At 33.7% G+C, this 19924-nt stretch carries 16 protein-coding genes; 6 read left to right on the forward strand and 10 right to left on the reverse strand.

The features are described 5' to 3' along the window. The 10 genes from FNW52_RS01820 to FNW52_RS01860 form a co-directional block, all read right to left on the reverse strand. On the reverse strand, positions 1-960 hold the full coding sequence (locus FNW52_RS01820) for a tetratricopeptide repeat protein (protein WP_143375710.1): 960 nt from the start codon (positions 958-960) through the stop codon (positions 1-3). Between the two features lie 55 nt (positions 961-1015). After that, positions 1016-1519 (reverse strand): LptE family protein, encoded by a 504-nt coding sequence (locus FNW52_RS01825; protein ID WP_143375711.1) that lies wholly within the window; start codon positions 1517-1519, stop codon positions 1016-1018. 99 nt (positions 1520-1618) lie between these two features. Then, entirely contained in the window at positions 1619-2881 is a 1263-nt protein-coding gene (locus FNW52_RS01830; RefSeq protein WP_143375712.1) for a sigma-54-dependent Fis family transcriptional regulator, read from the reverse strand. Between the two features lie 107 nt (positions 2882-2988). Then, positions 2989-3129, reverse strand: coding sequence for a hypothetical protein (locus tag FNW52_RS20630; RefSeq protein WP_185965893.1), 141 nt, complete (start codon positions 3127-3129; stop codon positions 2989-2991). Between the two features lie 140 nt (positions 3130-3269). Beyond that, positions 3270-3518, reverse strand: coding sequence for a GxxExxY protein (locus FNW52_RS01835; protein WP_370511558.1), 249 nt, complete (start codon positions 3516-3518; stop codon positions 3270-3272). A gap of 229 nt (positions 3519-3747) precedes the next feature. Continuing rightward, entirely contained in the window at positions 3748-5193 is a 1446-nt protein-coding gene (miaB, locus tag FNW52_RS01840) for a tRNA (N6-isopentenyl adenosine(37)-C2)-methylthiotransferase MiaB (protein WP_143375713.1), read from the reverse strand. Between the two features lie 422 nt (positions 5194-5615). Continuing rightward, on the reverse strand, positions 5616-6050 hold the full coding sequence (locus FNW52_RS01845) for a hypothetical protein (RefSeq protein ID WP_143375714.1): 435 nt from the start codon (positions 6048-6050) through the stop codon (positions 5616-5618). A gap of 27 nt (positions 6051-6077) precedes the next feature. Beyond that, the gene (locus tag FNW52_RS01850) at positions 6078-6656 is read right to left on the reverse strand and encodes a chalcone isomerase family protein (RefSeq protein WP_143375715.1); all 579 of its coding nucleotides are present in this window, start codon (positions 6654-6656) and stop codon (positions 6078-6080) included. A gap of 1136 nt (positions 6657-7792) precedes the next feature. Further along, positions 7793-8371 (reverse strand): chalcone isomerase family protein, encoded by a 579-nt coding sequence (locus tag FNW52_RS01855; RefSeq protein WP_143375716.1) that lies wholly within the window; start codon positions 8369-8371, stop codon positions 7793-7795. A 934-nt stretch (positions 8372-9305) separates the two neighbouring features. After that, the gene (locus tag FNW52_RS01860) at positions 9306-10886 is read right to left on the reverse strand and encodes a glycerol-3-phosphate dehydrogenase/oxidase (RefSeq protein WP_143375717.1); all 1581 of its coding nucleotides are present in this window, start codon (positions 10884-10886) and stop codon (positions 9306-9308) included. 363 nt (positions 10887-11249) lie between these two features. On the opposite strand from FNW52_RS01860, the gene topA reads away from it, so the two are divergent. The 6 genes from topA (at position 11250) to gldN (ending at position 19891) form a co-directional block, all read left to right on the forward strand. After that, complete coding sequence (topA, locus tag FNW52_RS01865; protein WP_143375718.1) at positions 11250-13769, forward strand: type I DNA topoisomerase; 2520 nt, start codon at positions 11250-11252, stop codon at positions 13767-13769. 3 nt (positions 13770-13772) lie between these two features. Further along, positions 13773-14924: a formimidoylglutamase gene (locus tag FNW52_RS01870; RefSeq protein ID WP_143375719.1), complete on the forward strand. Its 1152-nt coding sequence runs from the start codon at positions 13773-13775 to the stop codon at positions 14922-14924. A 257-nt stretch (positions 14925-15181) separates the two neighbouring features. After that, positions 15182-16582 carry a gliding motility lipoprotein GldK gene (gene gldK, locus FNW52_RS01875; protein WP_143375720.1) on the forward strand — a complete coding sequence of 467 codons (1401 nt, stop codon included), beginning with the start codon at positions 15182-15184 and terminating at the stop codon, positions 16580-16582. A gap of 55 nt (positions 16583-16637) precedes the next feature. Continuing rightward, positions 16638-17267 carry a gliding motility protein GldL gene (gldL, locus tag FNW52_RS01880; RefSeq protein WP_143375721.1) on the forward strand — a complete coding sequence of 210 codons (630 nt, stop codon included), beginning with the start codon at positions 16638-16640 and terminating at the stop codon, positions 17265-17267. A gap of 51 nt (positions 17268-17318) precedes the next feature. Then, entirely contained in the window at positions 17319-18866 is a 1548-nt protein-coding gene (gene gldM / locus FNW52_RS01885) for a gliding motility protein GldM (RefSeq protein WP_143375722.1), read from the forward strand. A gap of 47 nt (positions 18867-18913) precedes the next feature. Beyond that, the gene (gene gldN, locus FNW52_RS01890; RefSeq protein WP_143375723.1) at positions 18914-19891 is read left to right on the forward strand and encodes a gliding motility protein GldN; all 978 of its coding nucleotides are present in this window, start codon (positions 18914-18916) and stop codon (positions 19889-19891) included. The last annotated feature ends 33 nt before the right edge of the window (positions 19892-19924 follow it).

Below are 19924 nucleotides of genomic sequence, written 5' to 3' on the forward strand. Positions count from 1 at the left end.
TTAATTGTTATTTTGTTGTACTATTTTAATATCCTTTATACGGTCTGCAAAGAAACTACTTTTTTCTGGATATTTCAAAATTAATATTTCATAAGCTTGTATGGCTTTTTGATATTTTTTTTGTTCTAAATAGACCTTGGCCAAAGTCTCAGTCATTAAATAAGAGTTGTCCTCTTTGTTGAGTTCTAGATTGGGTGTAAAGACGACTCCAGGTTTTAGGGGAGAAATCTTCGGACTGGTTTCTATAAACTTATCTATTAATTTTGTTTTTTTCTTTTTTTCTTCGTCAAGGATGGGGTCTTTTTCTATTGGATTGTCCTCTTTTGTATTTTCTCTAATAATGGGTTCAACTCTGGAAATTTGAAGCCATTGTTGAAAGGAGTGTGTTTCGCTTTTAGAAAAATCCAAAGGCTTTCCGATTTCTAATTTTTCAGTAGCTGTTTTTGGATCTTCTTTGAGCGGTTTTGTTGGCTCCTCCTTTATAGGTATAAGATTCGGTTGTTTAGGTTCTTCGATTTCTAATTCTTCAATGGCTTTTATTGTGCTTTCTTCAGCGGGCACTTGTGAAGATCCTTTAATAGAAGTAAGAATCGATTGTTCTAAAGTGTTTGTAATTATTACGGCTTCAGTTGGCTCTTCGTTTTGCACTATTTGACTATCAACTACAGTAATATCCAGTAGTTCTTTTATTTTCTTTTCGTAAATCTTTTTTTGGATCGCAATAAAAGATTCAGAAGTTATAAAATCGAATAAGGCCGTTCGATCTGTTGTATGTGCGGCAGCTATTTTTAATGCAAAATTATATTTGTAGCTATTTTGATTGTAAAGCCCTTTCAAACGCAGTGCTCTTGCGCTCTGGAAATATGGAAATTCATCCAATACTTTTTCCAAAGCCAACGTTTGTGCCTCGTTGATTTCCTCTGGTTTGTTTATGAGATGATTATAGCTACTAACGTTCATTTATTTTTAAGTTTCTAAGTTTCTAAGTTTCTGAGTTTCTCAGTAACTTTCTAAATTACCATTTAGCTAATGATTCATTGAAAATGTCTTGTGTAATTCTTTCGAAAATATCTTTCAATGCTGTATCTTTTGTTGCTCCGGTCAATTGTTGGTTGGCTGGATAGTCATAATAAAATTCGAAAACTTTTTCGAAATCATCGGATTCTTTGTTTTTGTTGGTAAATCTAACGTTGATTCGGATTTTCAAACGGTTTTGTGAAGCTTGTTGATCGGCTGTTGCAGTCATCGGACTGATTCGGTAATCGACTATTTCTCCTTCATAGGTTAAATCGCCTCCATTCTTCACTAAATTCAAGTTGGTTTGATTCTGAATCAAATCTTGTAATGTAAGTGTGAAAGTTCTGTCGATTCCAGGTTCTATCAAGTCCGCATTGTTTTGAAAGAAATTAACTTGATACGTTTTTGCATCAATTTTTCCCGTTCCGGTAAAGTTATAAACCGAACAACTGTTTAGGATGAATGAACTAATTATTAATAAGAGATAATGTGCTTTTTTCATAAAATGTGTAAATTCCAAATTCTAATTTGGTTCAAATTTCAAATATACAAAAAACGATTTTGGAATTTTGAATTTAAAATTATGGAATTTTATTATTAGTTATAGATCAAATTGCTTAATTTTTCGATACAAAGTACGTTCCGAAATACCCAGTTCATCAGCAGCGGCTTTTCGTTTTCCTTTGTTTTTCTCTAATGATTTTTTGATCATTTCGATTTCTTTTTGTTCCAGTCGCAATACTTCTTCCTCTTCTATGGTTTCTGCCAATAGATAATTGTTGTTGTCTTGCTCTTCATAATCCTGTTCGATATCTTGTCTTGTGATTAATGAAGTTCCTGGGTCTTCCTCAAAGTCGATTTCGCTATCTTCTTCTTTAGAGCCGTATATTTTCTTGATGAGTGTTTTGTTGGTTTCTTGTACTTTAGAACTGCCATTTTGCATTAATTCTAAAGTCAGTTTTTTTAAATCATGCAAATCGCTTTTCATGTCAAAAAGAACTTTGTACAAAATCTCCCTTTCGGTATTGAAATCGCTATCGTTCTTTTTGTCTTTTATAACCGATGGTAGATTACTACCGTCTTCGGTTGGTAAATACGATTGTAAAGTCGAAGCTGTAATGTCTCTATTGGTTTCTAACACCGAAATTTGTTCGGCTACATTTCGCAATTGTCGAATGTTACCACTCCAACGGAATTTTTGCAGTAATAAAATAGCATTTTCGTCAAGCTTCAACGGAGGCATTTTGTACTTGGTGGCGAAATCGGCGACAAATTTTCTAAATAACAAATGGATGTCTTCTTTTCGATCGCGAAGAGGAGGCAAGGGGATGTCTACTGTGCTCAAACGGTAATACAAATCCTCACGGAATTTTCCTTTTTCAATGGCTTTGAACAAATTGACATTCGTTGCTGCTACAATTCTAACATTCGTTTTTTGAACATGAGAAGATCCTACTTTTATAAACTCTCCGTTTTCTAAAACACGCAGCAAACGTACTTGTGTGGTTAGGGGCAATTCTCCTACTTCATCAAGAAAAATGGTGCCACCATTGGCTACTTCAAAATAGCCTTCGCGAGTACTCGTTGCACCTGTAAAAGCGCCTTTTTCATGACCAAAAAGTTCACTGTCAATCGTTCCTTCAGGAATCGCACCGCAGTTTACGGCAATGTATTTCCCGTGCTTTCTGTGCGAAAGAGAATGTATAATCCTCGGAATATTTTCTTTTCCCACACCACTTTCCCCCGCCACCAAAACCGAAATGTCGGTAGGAGCAACCTGAATGGCTTTTTCTATGGCACGATTGAGCTTTGGGTCATTCCCAATAATCTCAAATCGTTGTTTTATTGATTGAACTGTATCCATTTATTTTTTTTTCTAACACAGATTATCACAGATTAAAAATCTACGATAATTTTACTAATTATTAAAGCTGAATTTGGTTTAATAACTGTATGATTCTTGTTTTTCTATTATTGCGGTTTATTTAGCGTATCTTTTTGGATAGCTGTTTTTTCAACTTTGTGTTTTGGGAAATAAGTTCTAATGGCATAGAATGTTATTCCAAAGGCAACTAAGAATGCTATTATTGCGTAAACTATTTTTTGTTTCATTTTTCTTTTTTTAAAGTAAAAATTCTTGATTCATGTCACTCATTCAGCAGCTTCTCCTTTCAAAGCACCAATATTAATTTAAAGTTTTTAGCCACGAATTTCACGAATTTGGCACGAATTTTTTTGATTTTAAATAATTTTTAAAGAACAATTCTTTTGTGTTGAAGTGTTTTAATGTTGAAATTTGCAATTATTCCAATTTGACTATCTGCTAAAACCATGTAGTTTAATGTTTGGGTAATATTTTCGCTGATGATTTCTTTTAGTGCTTTTACCTCAAAAATGATTTCATCATAAACTACAAAATCTGCATAATATTTATGTGCAATGCTGAAACCTTTGTAATTTATAGAATATGGTTTCTCTCTTTCATATGGAATATTATTCAATTTGAATTCAATTTCTAATGCGTCTTTTATATAACTTCAGATAAACCGCCTCCCAAAGTATTGTGAACTTCCATACACAATCCGATGATTTTGAAGTATTCTTCTTTTTTATATAAATCCATATTGGTTAATTTTTCTTTCTGCGAACTATACGAATTGCCGCTGATTAATTAATTTAAAATTAAAAAAATTCGTGCCAAATTCGTGAAATTCGTGGCGAAATTTTTTTCTAATTCATATCACTCAACCCAACCGCTTCACCTTTCAATGTACCGGACGTACAAGAAGAGATTTTTACATTTACAAAATCACCAATCTTGTAATCCTCTTTAGGGAAAACAACTGTAATACTTTGTGAATTTCTACCGGAAAATTCCTCAGTCGATTTTTTTGAAACTTTCTCGACCAAAACTTCCACCGTTTTTCCGATGAATTCCTCAGAACGCATCCAAGCATGTTTTTGTTGTAAATCGACAATTTCCTGCAGTCTTCTTGCTTTGGTAGTTTCAGGAACATCATCTTCCATCTTTCTTCCCGCCAAGGTTCCCGGGCGTTCCGAATAGCTGTACATATAACCAAAATTATATTTCACATACTCCATCAAACTCAAAGTGTCTTGATGATCTTCCTCTGTTTCTGTTGGGAAACCCGAAATCATATCTTGCGAGATGGCTCCATCAGGAATAATAGAACGAATTTTATCAATCAGAGTCATGTATTCTTCACGAGTATGCAAACGGTTCATTTCTTTTAGGATACGATTACTTCCCGATTGTACCGGTAAGTGAATGTGTTTGCAAATGTTAGGATATTTGGCAATAACGTGTAAAATACTTTCGTGCATATCCTGTGGATTCGAAGTCGAAAAGCGAATACGCATTTTTGGGAAACCAACCGCTACCATTTCTAGTAATTGGTCAAAATCCACCGCTGTTGCTTTTTGCATTTCGGTCGCATTTTCAAAATCCTTTTTCAAACCACCACCATACCATAAATAACTATCTACGTTCTGGCCTAGAAGTGTAATTTCCTTAAAACCTTTGCTCCACAAATCCTGAATTTCATTCATGATACTTTGTGGCTCACGGCTGCGTTCACGTCCGCGGGTAAAAGGCACCACGCAAAACGTACACATATTATCGCAACCACGGGTGATAGAAACGAGCGCCGTAATTCCGTTGCTCATCAATCGCACCGGAGAAATATCACCATAGGTTTCGTCTTTAGATAAAATCACATTTATTGCATCGCGACCTTCTTCAACTTCGCTCAATAAATTCGGTAAATCTTTGTAAGCGTCGGGACCTACAACAAGATCCACAATTTTCTCTTCTTCGAGGAACTGACTTTTCAAACGCTCGGCCATACAGCCTAGAACGCCTACTTTCATCTTTGGATTAATGCGTTTTACGGCGTTGTATTTCTCCAGACGTTTGCGTATTGTTTGTTCCGCTTTGTCCCGAATCGAACAAGTATTGACCAAAACCAAATCGGCTTCTTCCAGCACTTGAGTCGTATTGTATCCGTTTCCAGACAATATAGAAGCCACAATCTCGCTATCCGAAAAGTTCATCGCACAGCCATAACTTTCTATAAAGAGTTTCTTGGTATTCTCTGGTTTATGTTCTAGAACAAGGCTATTTCCTTGTTTACTTTCTTCAATTATCTTTTCCATAGGGCATTTTCAAAGCGCAAAGATAAGGTAAATACAAGGATTATGACAAGATGTCAGCCGAAGAATTAACAACTTTTTAAGTCATCTAAATTTCAATAAAGGAGTATGTTTCTAATAAGGAGCTATTTCCCGCTTTCTGTTACAATCCCGATGGCTATAAGGAGTGGTTGCTTTTCTAGAATAGGAAACTTTTGCTTTTTTTGCTCCAGGCTTTTCACTGTAATCAGGGCTACGGTAATCGTTTTCAGGAGTATATTTACTGGAATATAAATCAAGCTCAAACCAGCGAAAGCTGCCAAATATAGAAAAACCACAAAATAAATAGAACTTTATTTTGTGGTTTTAGATTTGTAGTACGGGCTCTGCGTGTGGCGCAAATTCAGATCCGAAAGATTCTGGATTGCGCAGCCTTAGATTAGAATTTAATCTTTACCTTGTAATTTTTTCAAAATATCTTCATAGAAAAGGATTGACGAAACTAATTCAATTTTATCAACATACGGAAGGAATGTTTTTTCGAAATTAGACATTTTGGTTATAAAATTAACTTCTTCAGTATGTTTTATATCAAGTTGCTTAATTATGTCTGAGTTCTCAACGATACCTAAATCTTTCATCGTTACATTAGGATTACTGGCTAATCCAATTAAGTGGAGTGAACAAGTAAGGGCATTAGATCTCTCTACATACAAATCTATCAACTGTCCTTTTTTCATGCTTTCTAATTCTCGTTGTAGATAAAATTTTGCAATAGTCGTTTTGCCAGATATAATGGTATGAGCTTCTACTTGGCTATAACTTAATGATGTACATAATATAGCGAAAGTTACCGTGTAAATTAATTTTATTGTTTTCATGTTTTTTTTTTTTTTTTTTGAATTTTACTAAAACTTTTTAATCCCTAACATTCCGTCTTTTAGGACTTGACTCCATGGTTTTTCGCCAAAATAAATTCCATAAAAGCCTTTCTTAAAATCTTCTCCTTCTATAGCTTCTATTTGTACGTCATTCAAATAAATAAAAGTTGTTTTTTTTACGGGAGAATAGACGAATAAGAATATATCATCATCTTTGTATTCAGACTTCACTATACTTAACATACGCTCTATACGACTTTCTAAGCCAGTAATATTTCCTCCTGTACTGTTTAGAAAACCTTGTTTTATTGTGTTTTGCCAACGACTTCTTTGAACCAAAGATGAGATTATATGCATTCTTAAAGCAATTGGTTTATTTTGCTCTAAAAAGACTTTAGGATCGGTAGTTTTTTCAGCCAAATATAAGGAGGCAAGATATAGATTGTATGATTTTACTACCCTTAAGGCAAAGCCATTAAGCTCTATGTTGTCACCTTGTGTGCTAATTTTAGTTGGAATCGAAATAGTTTCTGTTACTTGCAGATTTTGCGAATAGTTGACAAAACTTAACGACGAAAATAGCAGTATGAAAATTCTTTTTTTCATTTTGATTTGTATTTAATTTATTTATAACAATTAGTATTATGGGATTCGCTTTTTGGATAAAAAAAAACGACACTGAAATTGAATGTAGATACAGACGTGTTTTTTTTTTAATTATTACTTAATGTGAACGTATTTGATTTTTAGTTTACTCTTAATTTCATTTTGTATGGGTTTAGAGAATCCATTGTTTCCTCTTTCAATTAAATTCAGTACGAAAGCTTTTTTTTAGAAATAATATGATCTTCTTGGTGCGGTACCGAAGGGTTTTGTTTATTTTATTTTTTTATGTCTTGACAATAACATGTAAATGGTAAGGTGATAAGTAGGTGTAAGAGGGGCTTCATAACAAGATTTTTTGCGCAAAGGTTAATCTATTCTTAAGAATTTCCTAACTTCAGCATGGTAATTTTTTCTTTCAATCAATAAAAAGTAGGATTTTTATAGACTGAATTAATCCTTTAGAATGGGTGTAAATTAGTTGCTTTTTTTCTATTTCTTAATTGTGGTTCAGTGATTTGTGATTGAAGTAAGTTTGTGGTTTTTTTGATCTAGTAGAATGTAAATTGATGATTTTTACAAAAAAAAAATAATCGCAAATAATATTAAAAGTTCTTAGAACACAATTTTTTCTTACAGTAAAATTTGTTTTTAAATGATGTTTTGAGTCATTATGCTGATTGTAAAAAAAGAGGATTATACTTCTTCCTTTTTAATGTTGGTATCCTTTTGCGATGCATCATTAGCACAGTTGAATGATATTTTACTTTATATTATTTCGACGTATATTTTTGTTTTTTATCGTAGAGAGAAAATTATAAAGCGAAGTGTATGTAGTGATTGGTTATTCGTACTTATTTGCTGAAGCTAAAAAACGTTAATTTTAATCTAAAATTAGTATCGAGCAAAATTTTCGATTTCCCTTATATTTCCGTAGCAATCGAGATTAGTTGCTTTTCTAGAGCAGCAAGCTTTTACATATAAATCAATCAGCTGTTTTTTTTATATCTAGAGAATATTTTTGTTTAATAGGATATGGTTTTGCCTTTTCCATTCCAATTTATCTCAGTAGTCGATGGTTTCAATTGTGTTTTGTAAGCAAGACTATTTCATTTTTCAGTTTCATTTTTAAAATTTTATTAAAACTTTTTGAGCCCTAGCATTCCTTCTTTAAGGCTTTGACTCCATGGCTTTTCGCCAAGATATAGTCCAAAAAAGCCTTTCTTAAAATCTTCTCCTTCTATAGCTTCTATCTGTACATCATTCAAATAAATAAAAGTTATTTTTTTTTGCGGAGAATAGGTAAACATGAAGGTGTCATCATCTTTGTATTCAGACTTTACTATACTTTTCATACGCTCTATGCGGCTTTCTAAGCCAGTAATATTTCCTCCTGTGCTGTTTAGAAAACCTTGTGCTATAGTGTTCTCCCAACGGCTTCTTTGAACTAAAGAAGAGATTATATGTATTCTTAAAGTAATTGGTTTGTTTTGTTCTAAAAAGACTTTAGAATCAGTAGATTTCTCAGCTAAATACAAGGAGGCGAGGTATAGTTTATATGACTTTACTTCTCTTAAGGCGAAGCCATTAAGTTCTAAGTTGTCTCCTTGTGAACTGATTTTAGTTGGAATCGAAATAGTTTCTGTTACTTGCACATTTTGAGAATAACTGATAAAGTTTAACGTGGAAAACAATAGTAAGAAAAGATTTTTTTTCATTTTGATTTGTATTTAATTTATTTGTAACAATTAGTAATACTGGGTTCGCTTTTTGGATAAAAAATCGGCACTGAAATTAAATGTCGATAAAAACATGTGATTGTTTTCTTTTACAATTTTCTGCAAAGGTTAACCTAATCTTAACAATTTCCTAACATTAGAATGGTGTTTCGAGATTTTTGTTCAAGAGTAGGCATGAGTTTTACAGCTATAATTTGGCCTTACGAGTGTGTGTAACCTTATTGTATTTTCTCTATATATTAATTGTAGTTCAGTGATTTGTGATTTAAGTAAATGGATGTTTTTTTTTAATGTAGTAGAGGGTAAATTAGGAGTTTTTAGAAAAAAAAATAATAAAAAAAATAGCATTAATTATAATAATGTTTTCTTTTACTTACAAAAACACGTTTCAATTTGATTTAGAAATCATTTTATTATTTGATAAAAAGAAGAATATACTTGTTTAATTTTGATATCATTTCCTTTCGAGCTGCGTTATTAGCAGTTGAGTGATAGTAAAGTTTTATGTTGTTTTGTCGAATGTTTTGATTTTTTATTGAAGGCAAAGCATTGTGAAGAGCCTAATTTTTGATAAAAAACTATTAGTTGGCAAATATGTCAAACTATAAAACCACCGATGCTTCGGTACTACTTGTGAAATATTTTGAATTATATTTTTTTTGATTTTGTTATTCGTTTGTTCTTATAAAAACGGATGCCTTAGCCCTGATGGAAGAGGAAAGCCTTGTGAAGCAGTCTTGTGTTTTTTCTTGATATAAATGAGCGACCAATCCCGATAGAATCTATCGGGACTCCTTTTGTGTCAAGAAAAAAACAAGGGTAGGAGCAAGTTTATAAAGGACAGCAGGAATAGCTTCTCATAATTGGAAAAAGTATTTGTTTGCAAGAATATTTCAGAACGAATATAACATTATTAAATTCGAAACTCTTTTAATAAAAACCCATTGGCAACAGCCTTAAATTCTGCCAATTGATTTTCAATCCAAGCCTCATCATGTCCTAACTCTTTGGTTAGTAAATGAGCTACTTTATAGGAACAAGCAATTGCAGTTCTAGCATCCAAAAACAATAATCGAACACGTCTCGCTAAAACATCTTCAACGGTCGTAGCCATTTCATAACGAATAGCCCAAACGACTTCGGCTAAGGTATAATCATAATCTGGATGTAATTTTTCTTTTAGTTCAGGTTCGTTTTCTTGTAATTGCAAAATGGCAGCACTGTCTGTGCCATATATGTATAAGTGATTTTCTAAGTCGGCAGGGCTATTTTTTTTATTTCCATGAATAGGCAAATGTTCGGTAATGCAATTTTTTTTTGGTAATTCATGTGCCGTGATGGCTTTGTCAACAATGTCTTGGGCGATTTTTCGGTAGGTTGTCCATTTTCCGCCAGTGATGGTTATTAATCCCGTTTTCGAAACAATTATTTTATGGTTTCTGGAAATTTCTTTGGTGCTTTGACCTTTTTTTTCGGGTGCTGCCAAAGGTCTTAGTCCTGCAAAAACGGATAAAACATCGGCTCTGGTTGGTTTTTTTGTTAAGTATTGTTGCGCTGTTCTTAGAATGAATTCAATTTCTTCTTCGAGAGCTATGGGTTCAATATCTGATTTCTTTACCAATGTATCTGTGGTACCCACAACAATTTTGTCATGCCAAGGCACCGCAAAGAGCACTCTTCCGTCAGTCGTTTTTGGAATCATTAAAGCATGGCCGCCTAGCAAAAAAGATTTGTCGAACACCAAATGTATACCTTGACTGGGAACGATGTATTTTTTATAAACGGTGTCGTTCATTTTCATAATGGCATTGGTAAAGACTCCCGTTGCATTAATTACCGCTTTGCCTTGTATGCTATATTCTTTTTGTGATTCTTGGTCAGTGGCTACTACTCCTGTTACTTGGTCGTTGTTGTTCTTTTGCAATTGAACAACTTTAATGTGATTGAGTACGCAAGCTCCTTTTTCTACCGCAGTTTGAGCCAGGTTTATGGCTAATCGGGAATCGTCAAATTGTCCGTCGTGATAGAGTACGCCACTTTGAAGTCCATTTTTTTGGATAGACGGAAGTAGTTTAAGTGTCGTTTCTTTGGATAAATATGTTGAATTTCCAAGGCTTAATTTTCCTGCTAATAAATCGTAAATTTTTAATCCAATAGTATAAAAATAACCACCCCACCAATTGTAATTAGGAATAATGAAGGATTCGTTTTTGATCAAGTGTCCAGCATTTTTCTCCATTAAGCCTCTTTCTTTTAAGGCTTCAATGACCAAGGATAGATTACCTTGTTCTAAATAGCGAACACCTCCGTGAACTAATTTGGTGCTTCGGCTTGAGGTGCCTTTTGCAAAATCCACGGCTTCGAGAAGTAGGGTTTTATAACCTCTACTTGCGGCATCGACCGCTACACCAAGCCCATTGGCACCACCACCAATAATAATGATATCCCAAATTTGTGATTGTTTCAGTTTCTCTAACTGTTCGACTCGATTCATTGTGCTATTTTGATGGTTAGATTAGGGTTGTTGTAGTAAATTTAACTATTTAATTATAAGTGCTTACCTTTTGAAGAATTAAAAGCGAATTTTTATTTTTTCTACCTATATATAAAGGTGTGAAGAAATGATGTGTTTTGTGGTCTCAAAGATGTTTTTTTTGTTTTCAATAATTTTAGGGATTGTGCTCTTTTCTTGTTTTTTAAAATAGTAGAATTAGGAAATTTGAATTATAAACGAACGTAAATTGTATTGTTGTAAGTTATTGAAATGGTTCGTTTGCCGATTAAAATGGTTTTTAAAATCAAGGAAAGGCTGATATTTAAAAAAAAAAATTACTTTTGCGATTCAAACAAAAGTAACATGGCAAAGAATTTAGTGATAGTTGAGTCCCCTGCAAAGGCAAAAACAATCGAAAAATTTCTAGGGAGTGAGTATCAGGTAGAGTCAAGTTATGGGCATATTGCCGACTTGCCTTCTAAAGAAATAGGTGTAGATGTAGAGAATGGATTTAAACCGAAATACGAAGTTTCATCAGATAAAAAGGCATTAGTATCCAAGTTAAAGACTTTAGCTAAAAACGCCGAAATGGTTTGGTTAGCAAGTGATGAGGATCGCGAGGGAGAAGCTATTTCTTGGCATCTTGCCGAAGAATTAAAACTAGACAAAAAGAAAACAAAGCGAATCGTTTTTCATGAAATTACCAAAAATGCTATCCTAAAAGCGATTGATAATCCAAGAGAAATTGATTATAATTTAGTTAATGCGCAACAAGCGCGAAGAGTTCTTGATAGATTAGTGGGGTATGAATTATCGCCTGTTCTTTGGAGGAAAATAAAAGGCGGATTGTCTGCTGGAAGGGTGCAATCGGTATCGGTTCGTTTGATTGTTGAGCGAGAAAGAGAAATTCAGAATTTTAATGCTGTTGCAACGTATTCTGTAGTAGCAGAGTTTGTAAATGAAGCAGGAAAGTCTTTTAAAGCAAAACTCCCTAAAAATTTCAACACCAAGAAAGAAGCCGAAGATTTCTTAAAACAAAATATCGGTTCTACATATAAGGTAGCAGATTTAGAAACAAAACCTACCAAAAAATCGCCAACTGCACCTTTTACCACTTCTACTTTGCAACAAGAGGCGGCTAGGAAATTGTATTTACCTGTTGGAATCACCATGCAATTAGCGCAACGTTTGTACGAAGCTGGACTTATAACCTATATGAGAACAGATAGTGTGAATTTGTCTAAAGATGCTATGGATGCTGCTCAAGCCGAAATTATTAGATCTTATGGTAAGGAATTTTCTAATCCTAGAACTTTTGTAAATAAAAGTAAAGGGGCGCAGGAAGCTCACGAAGCCATTCGCCCTACGGATATGTCTCTTCATACTGTGGATATAGACAGAGATCAAGCGCGCTTGTATGATTTGATTTGGAAAAGAACTTTAGCGTCTCAAATGAGTGATGCCAAATTAGAACGTACCAATGTTAAAATTGAAGCCAATAATCACGGAGAAATTTTTGCTGCTTCTGGAGAGGTTCTGCTTTTTGAAGGTTTCCTAAAAGTGTATCTAGAAGGTCACGATGATGATGAGGAAGAGCAAGAAGGAATGTTGCCTGCCATGAAGGTTAACGAAAAATTACAAAATAATTATATTACGGCGACCGAGAGATATTCTCGTGCTGCGGCAAGATATACAGAAGCTTCTTTGGTAAAAAAATTAGAGGAATTGGGTATTGGCCGTCCGTCTACTTATGCGCCAACGATTTCTACCATTATCAACAGAAATTATGTTGAGAAAGGGAATCTAGATGGTCAAGAAAGAAATTATACACAACTTACTTTGCAATCGGGTAAATTAGGAGAGAAGTTGCTTAAAGAGAACACAGGTTCTGATAAAGGAAAATTAGTCCCAACAGATATTGGTACGATTGTTACTGATTTCTTGGTTAAGAATTTTGGTAGTATTCTAGACTATAATTTCACGGCAAAAGTTGAACATGATTTTGATGAAATTGCCGAAGGGAATATAGAATGGACCAAAATGATGCAAGAGTTCTATGATCAATTTCACCCAACGGTAAAAGATGTAGAAGCAAATGCAGAAAGAGAAAGTGGAGAAAGAATTTTGGGAACGGATCCTGTTTCTGGGAAACCAGTTTCTGTTCGTTTAGGGAAATTTGGCCCAATGGCTCAAATTGGAGCTGCCGATGACGAGGAGAAGAAATTCGCTAGTTTAATGGCTGAACAAAATATAGGGAACATTACTTTAGAAGAAACATTAAAGTTGTTTTTGCTTCCTAAAAATTTAGGAGTTTATAAAGAGGAAGAAGTTGAGGTCAGTAATGGTCGATACGGGCCTTATGTGCGTCACGGAGCTGTTTTTATTTCCTTGCCAAGAGGCGAAGATCCATTGGATGTATCCATGGAACGAGCTCAAAAATTGATTGATGACAAAGCTATTGCTGATGCACCTATTGCTGTATATAAAGGAGAAGGTGTTCAAAAAGGGACCGGCCGTTTTGGTCCTTTTATTAAATGGAATGGTATTTTTATAAATGTAAGCAAGAAATATGATTTTGATAATTTGTCACAATCGGATGTGGAAGCATTGATTGAGGATAAACTGCAAAAGAACATTGATAAAGTGTTGCATAACTGGGAAGAAGAAGGTATTTTGGTCGAAAAAGCACGTTGGGGTCGTTCTGTGATAACAAAAGGAAAGATCAAAATTGAATTGAGTAAAGATGTTGATGCCACAAAATTGACATTAGCAGAAGTTCAAGAAATGATTGCTAAAAAGACACCGGCTAAGAAAACACCAGCGAAAAAAGCAACAACTGCCAAAAAACCAGCTGTTAAAAAACCAGTTGCTAAAAAGAAGTAAAAAATGGAGTTTGATTTTTTAGCCCCAGTAGGCAATGAAATTCTAAGTTATGTAGAAGGATTGTCTACCCAGCATCTGGGTAGTAAAATTGTCCTGCATACTAATGAGCAAGTTCCAGATTTAAATAAAATTGATATTGCTATAATTGGCGTTCTTGAAAATAGAGGAGATATAAATGCAATTTCGGATGTTGATTTGAACGAGGTTCGAAAAGAATTATACGGAATGTTTCCGGGGAATTGGAATGCAGCTATTGCCGATTTAGGGGATGTACTGCCGGGAAATTCTAAAGATGACACTTATTTTGCAGTAAAGAAGATTGTTTCAGGTTTAATAAAGAAAAGAGTTATACCTTTAATAATAGGAGGTTCTCAAGATTTAACTTACGCACTTTACAGAGCTTATGACGATTTAGAGCAAATGGTCAATTTAGTGACTATTGATAGTAAGTTTGATTTCGGAAAAGAGAACGAAGCGATAACATCAGATTCGTATTTGACAAAAATTATCATCAACGAACCAAATAATCTTTTTAATTATTGTAATATTGGGTATCAGACCTATTATAATTCGCAAGAAGAAATAGATTTAATAGAAAAGTTGTTCTTTGATGCCTATAGATTGGGAGAGGTTTCTAATAATATTTCAATTTCAGAGCCTGTTTTTAGGGATGCTGATATGGTAAGTATCGATTTGAATTCAATAAAGTCTTCAGATTCAGGGAATTTTGTATCATTTAATCCAAATGGGTTTAACGGTAAAGAAATATGCTCGTTGTCAAGATATGCGGGAATAAGTGATAAAGTATCGTTATTGGGTATTTTTAATCACAATAATTCAAAACAAGAGTCCGTTATTGTAGCGCAAATATTTTGGTATTTTATAGAAGGGTATCATTATAGATCAAATGAATATCCTTTTGGTAGTAGAGAGAATTATCTAAAATATATTGTTCCATTAGAAGAAGAAGATCTTGTTTTTTATAAAAGCAATAAAACGGAAAGGTGGTGGATTGAAATACCTTTTATTGCTAGCGGAAGCAATAAATTGAAAAAAAACACGTTGTTACCGTGTTCGTATGAGGAGTATTTGGCAGCTTGTAATCAAGAGATGCCAGAAAGATGGTGGAAAGCACAAAGAAAGAATATTGTTTAGTTTTTGAAATGCTGAAAGTTGACAGAATTTATATATTATACAATGAATTCTTATAATATTTCAGAAAAACTTACAAAGTAATGATAAGTATGTTTTTTATCGTTATTTTTAATCACATTGACGATTAAATATTTTTTTTTTAAGTTTTTTAAATTTACTTTTGGTCATGCAAAAATGACTAGAAAAGAATTGTTTATTAAATGAAAAATAAATAGGTTTACAGTCTGAATAATAATGAATAGATAACCCAAATTTTTATGAAGAAGTTCATTGCGTGTACGGCAATTTTAGCAGTGTTAATTAGCTGTGGTAGATCAAGCGACAAAGGAGAGTTGGTTGGTGTGAAAGGAGCAAAATGGCATCCGGAAAAACCTTATGGTATGACATTAGTACCTGGAGGTGCATTTATTATGGGGAAATCTGATGATGATCTTGCTAATGTAGGAGATGCGCCAACGAAAACAGTTACTGTTAGGTCATTTTATATGGATGAGACAGAGATTACCAATAGTGAGTATCGTCAATTTGTAGAATGGGTAAAAGATTCTACAATACGTTTCCGTTTGGCAATTTTGGCTGAAGAAAGTGGTCAGAATACAGCAGCAGGAAATGCGAAAGGTAAAAATGCTGGTAGTATTGGAGATTACTCCTTTAATAACTCAGATCCTGAAAAGATGTCTGCATATGATAAATATATGTATGACAACTATTATAGCATAGGAACGGATAAAGATCCTAATGCTTATAAGAGGCTAAACAGAAAAGCGAAATTGATTAGTGATACAAAAAAGTATCCCGATGAGTTTTATACTGAGGTTATGGATTCCATGTATTTGCCTTTAGAAGCATCTTACAATGGATTAAGAACTATTGACGTGAATAAACTTAAATTTCGCTATACTTGGATGGATATTCAAGCGGCTGCGAAAGCCAAAGTTGGTAAAAGACAAGATTTTATCAGAACTGAAGAAGTAAAGGTTTATCCGGATACAACAGTTTGGATTAAGGATTTTGCTTACTCATATAATGAGCCTATGCATAATGATTATTTTTGGCACAAAGCTTACGGAGAATATCCTGTGGTAGGTGTAACATGGAGTCAGGCTAAAGCTTTTTGTGAATGGAGAACATTGAATAAAAACAGTTATATAAAATCTAAAAAGAAACACATTGATAATGTAAATGCTTTTAGATTGCCTACTGAAGCAGAATGGGAGTATGCTGCAAGAGGTGGTCTTGAGTCTGCTACTTTTCCTTGGGGTGGACCTTATACAAAAAGCGATAGAGGTTGTTTTTTAGCTAATTTCAAGCCAAATAGAGGGGATTATGCTGCAGATCAGGCTTTGTACACAGTAGAGGCTAAATCTTATGAGGTAAATGGATATAATTTGTATAACATGGCTGGAAATGTTTCTGAGTGGACTGATTCTGCTTATGATGCTAATTCGTATGAGTTTGTTTCAACAATGAATCCAGCAATTATTGATAATTCAAACAAACGTAAAGTCGTTCGTGGTGGTTCTTGGAAAGATGTTTCTTACTTCCTTCAGGTAAGTACTAGAGCTTTTGAATATGCTGATTCAGCCAGAAGTTATATTGGCTTTAGAACGGTTCAAGATTATATGGGTACTCAGACAACTGGAAAAGGAAAAAAATAAATAATAAAGGAGTTTTAAAAAATAAATAAATAATAATAAAAAAAAATAACGAAAGATGGCAATATTAAGCAAAAAAGCAATGAATTTCACCTATGGTATGGGAGCAGCAGTAGTAATTATTGGAGCGCTTTTTAAAATTCAACATTATCCAGGAGCAAGTGAATTGTTAATAGTTGGTCTTTGTACTGAAGCATTTATTTTTGCACTTTCTGCATTTGAACCAGTTGATAATGACTTGGATTGGTCTTTGGTTTATCCTGAATTAGCAGGTGGGGAAAAAGCGGTAAAAAATGAAGTTGCTTCTGATGATGCAGATGGCATACTTTCATCAAAACTTGACGCGATGCTTAAAGAAGCTAAAATTGACGGAGAATTAATGAGTAGTCTTGGGAATAGTATTAGAAATTTTGAAGATGCTTCTAGAAATATTTCTCCAACAGTAGATTCTATTGCTGCTACTAAAAAATACAGTGAAGAACTTTCTATGGCTGCAGCTCAAATGGAATCTTTGAACAGTTTATACAAAGTACAATTGGAAAGTGCTTCAAGAAATGCTGAAGCAAATAAAGAAATTGCTGAAAATGCTGGTAAATTAAAAGAACAAATGCAATCTATGACTGCAAATATTGCTTCATTGAACAATGTTTACGGTGGTATGCTTTCTGCAATGAGTAATAAAGGATAATTAGTTTTTTAACTATAATATATTATTTAATAACAAACTAATTAAAAAAAAATGGCAGGAGGAAAATTAACCCCTAGGCAGAAGATGATAAACCTAATGTATCTGGTTTTTATCGCAATGTTAGCATTAAATATGTCAAAAGAAGTGTTATCTGCATTTGGTTTGATGAATGAAAAATTCGAAAAAGTAAATTCTTTGGTATTAGATTCAAATGAAGCAATTTTAGCGGATTTACAGTCAAAAGCGCAAGATAAACCAGAGCAATATGCTGCTCCTAGAGATATTGCAGTAAAGGTTTCTGAATTGACCAAAACTTTTTACGACAAAATAAGTTCTTTGAAAAATGATCTTACCAAAGATATTGAAAAAGGAAAAGACGGAAAGTTGCCTTATGAAGCTATGGATGCTTCAGGTAAACTAGACGAAAGTTGGTTTTCAGGTGATGGTTTGTCAGTAAAAGGAAAGGGAGTTATGGCTTCAATAGAAGCTTATAAAGCGGGTATGACATCAGCTTTAGGAAGTGATCCTAAATACAGTGACATTGTTGCGGAAATTAACGGGAAATTAGACACTAAAAAGGTAGTTGATAAAGAAGGAGTTTCTAAAATTTATTTGGATTACCATTTTAAGCATTTTCCTTTGATTGCATCAATTGCTAAATTGACGGCAGTTCAAAATGATATTAAAGCTACTGAAACAAATGTTTTTAATGCATTAACTGGTAATACAGCTGTTAAGGCGGCTTCTATGAAAAATTATACCGCTATCGTTGTTCCTGAAAAGTCTGCCTTTTTTACTGGTGAAGCAGTGAGAGGTACTGTTTATCTAGGTCGTTTTGATAAAAGTACTGTTCCTACGGCTGTTTCAGTAAGTGGTGGTTCTACTAAAATTGAAAATGGACAAGCTTCCTTCAGTATAGGAGCTGGAAATGTTGGTGAACATGAGATTAAGGGTAGTTTTACTTTTATGGAGGATGGGAAGCCAGTGCCTATTCCAATTAAAGGGAGCTATGTAGTTGTACCGAGACCAAATTCGGCTACTATCTCTGCAGATAAAATGAATGTGGTATATAGAGGGGTTGTGAATCCTATGACTATTACTTTTGCAGGTGTTTCATCTGATAAAATTTCTGCTTCTGCTCCTGGATTGAGTTCAGCTGGTAAGGCAGGTAGTTATAATATGAATCCAGGACAAGGTTCTGAAGTTGTGATTAATGTAACAGGGACATTGCCTGATGGATCTAAAGTTTCTGATAAGAAATCATTTAGAATTAAAGGTATTCCACCTCCAGTTGGTGCAATTGGTGGAGAAATGGGGATTGTTAAAGGAGCAAAGTCTCGTTTGCAAGTTTCTCAAATTTCGGCTAAGTTACCTGATTTTGATTTTAATGTACAATTAAACGTTGTTGGTTTTACATTAAAAGTTGCTGGTCAAGCTGCTGTAATTGTTTCTGGTGATAGAGTTAATGCTCAATGTGCTACCGCATTGGCAAGAGCGACTAGAGGAGATCAAGTTACTATTTCTGATATTAAAACAAAATTAGTAGGTTCAGATATCATGCTTTCTAGAACTGCTCCAGTAATTTACGAAATACAATAATATTTAAGTTGATTTTTAACCTACTTAAATAACTTAAAACAATATAGATGAAAACTAAAAATTTAGTTGTTGCCATTGCAATTGTTGCGGGAAGTTTTACTTCATTTGCACAATCTAATTTGCTTAATGCTAAAACACCTGAGCAAATAGGAGTGAAGACTAAGTCTCAAGTGTCTCTTGATAATGATAAGCCTCTAGCTTATGGTTATGTTGATGATAGAGATGTATTAATGGGTAAGACTACTTGGGAATTAGTAGATTTAAGCGAAAGATTTAATTTTCCGCTTTATTTCCCTGTAGATTCTACAAATATTGGTAAGGATAGAAGGTCTTTATTTGATGTTTTAATAAATGGGATAAAAGCTAATAAAATAACTGAAGTATATGCTGATGATTATTTTAATACCAAAAAAACCTTAAAAGACATGAGTAGCTCATTTACTTATATTGACACTACTAATGCTGGTAGAGAAGAGGTAAATGCGAATCGTGATGCTTATTATCCTAAAGCAACAACTACATATAAAACCGTAAAAGGTAAAAAAGTACAAGTTGTTGTTCCTGCGGGTCCAGCTAGAGTTTTAGATGCTCAATTCATTGATAGGAGAGAACTTACGGCACAAGATATTACAGGGTATAGATTGAAAGGGTATTGGTATTTTGATAAACGCCAATCTGAATTGAAATATCGTTTGTTAGGAATTTGTCCTGTAGCTCCTGAAGCAAGAGAAGTTGGTTCTGACAATCCTGATTACATTGATTTATTTTGGATTTTTTATCCGTCAATACGTGATTATTTGCATGATTATTATGCTTTCAATGAGAAAAATTCTTCTATGCCTATTTCATTTGATAGAATTTTAGATTCAAGACAATTTGGTGGTACGATCTATAAAGAAGAAAATGTATACGGTGACCGTTTAATTACGGAGTATATAAATGAAAATGCATTGAATCAGTTAATTGAATCTGACAGAATAAAAACTAAAATTCGTGATTTTGAACACGATATGTGGAATTATTAATTCCTAAGAAATAGAATTATAAAAACTCTTGCT

Origin of the sequence: Flavobacterium sp. ZT3R18 (assembly GCF_007097385.1) — a bacterium.
GTDB lineage: Bacteria > Bacteroidota > Bacteroidia > Flavobacteriales > Flavobacteriaceae > Flavobacterium.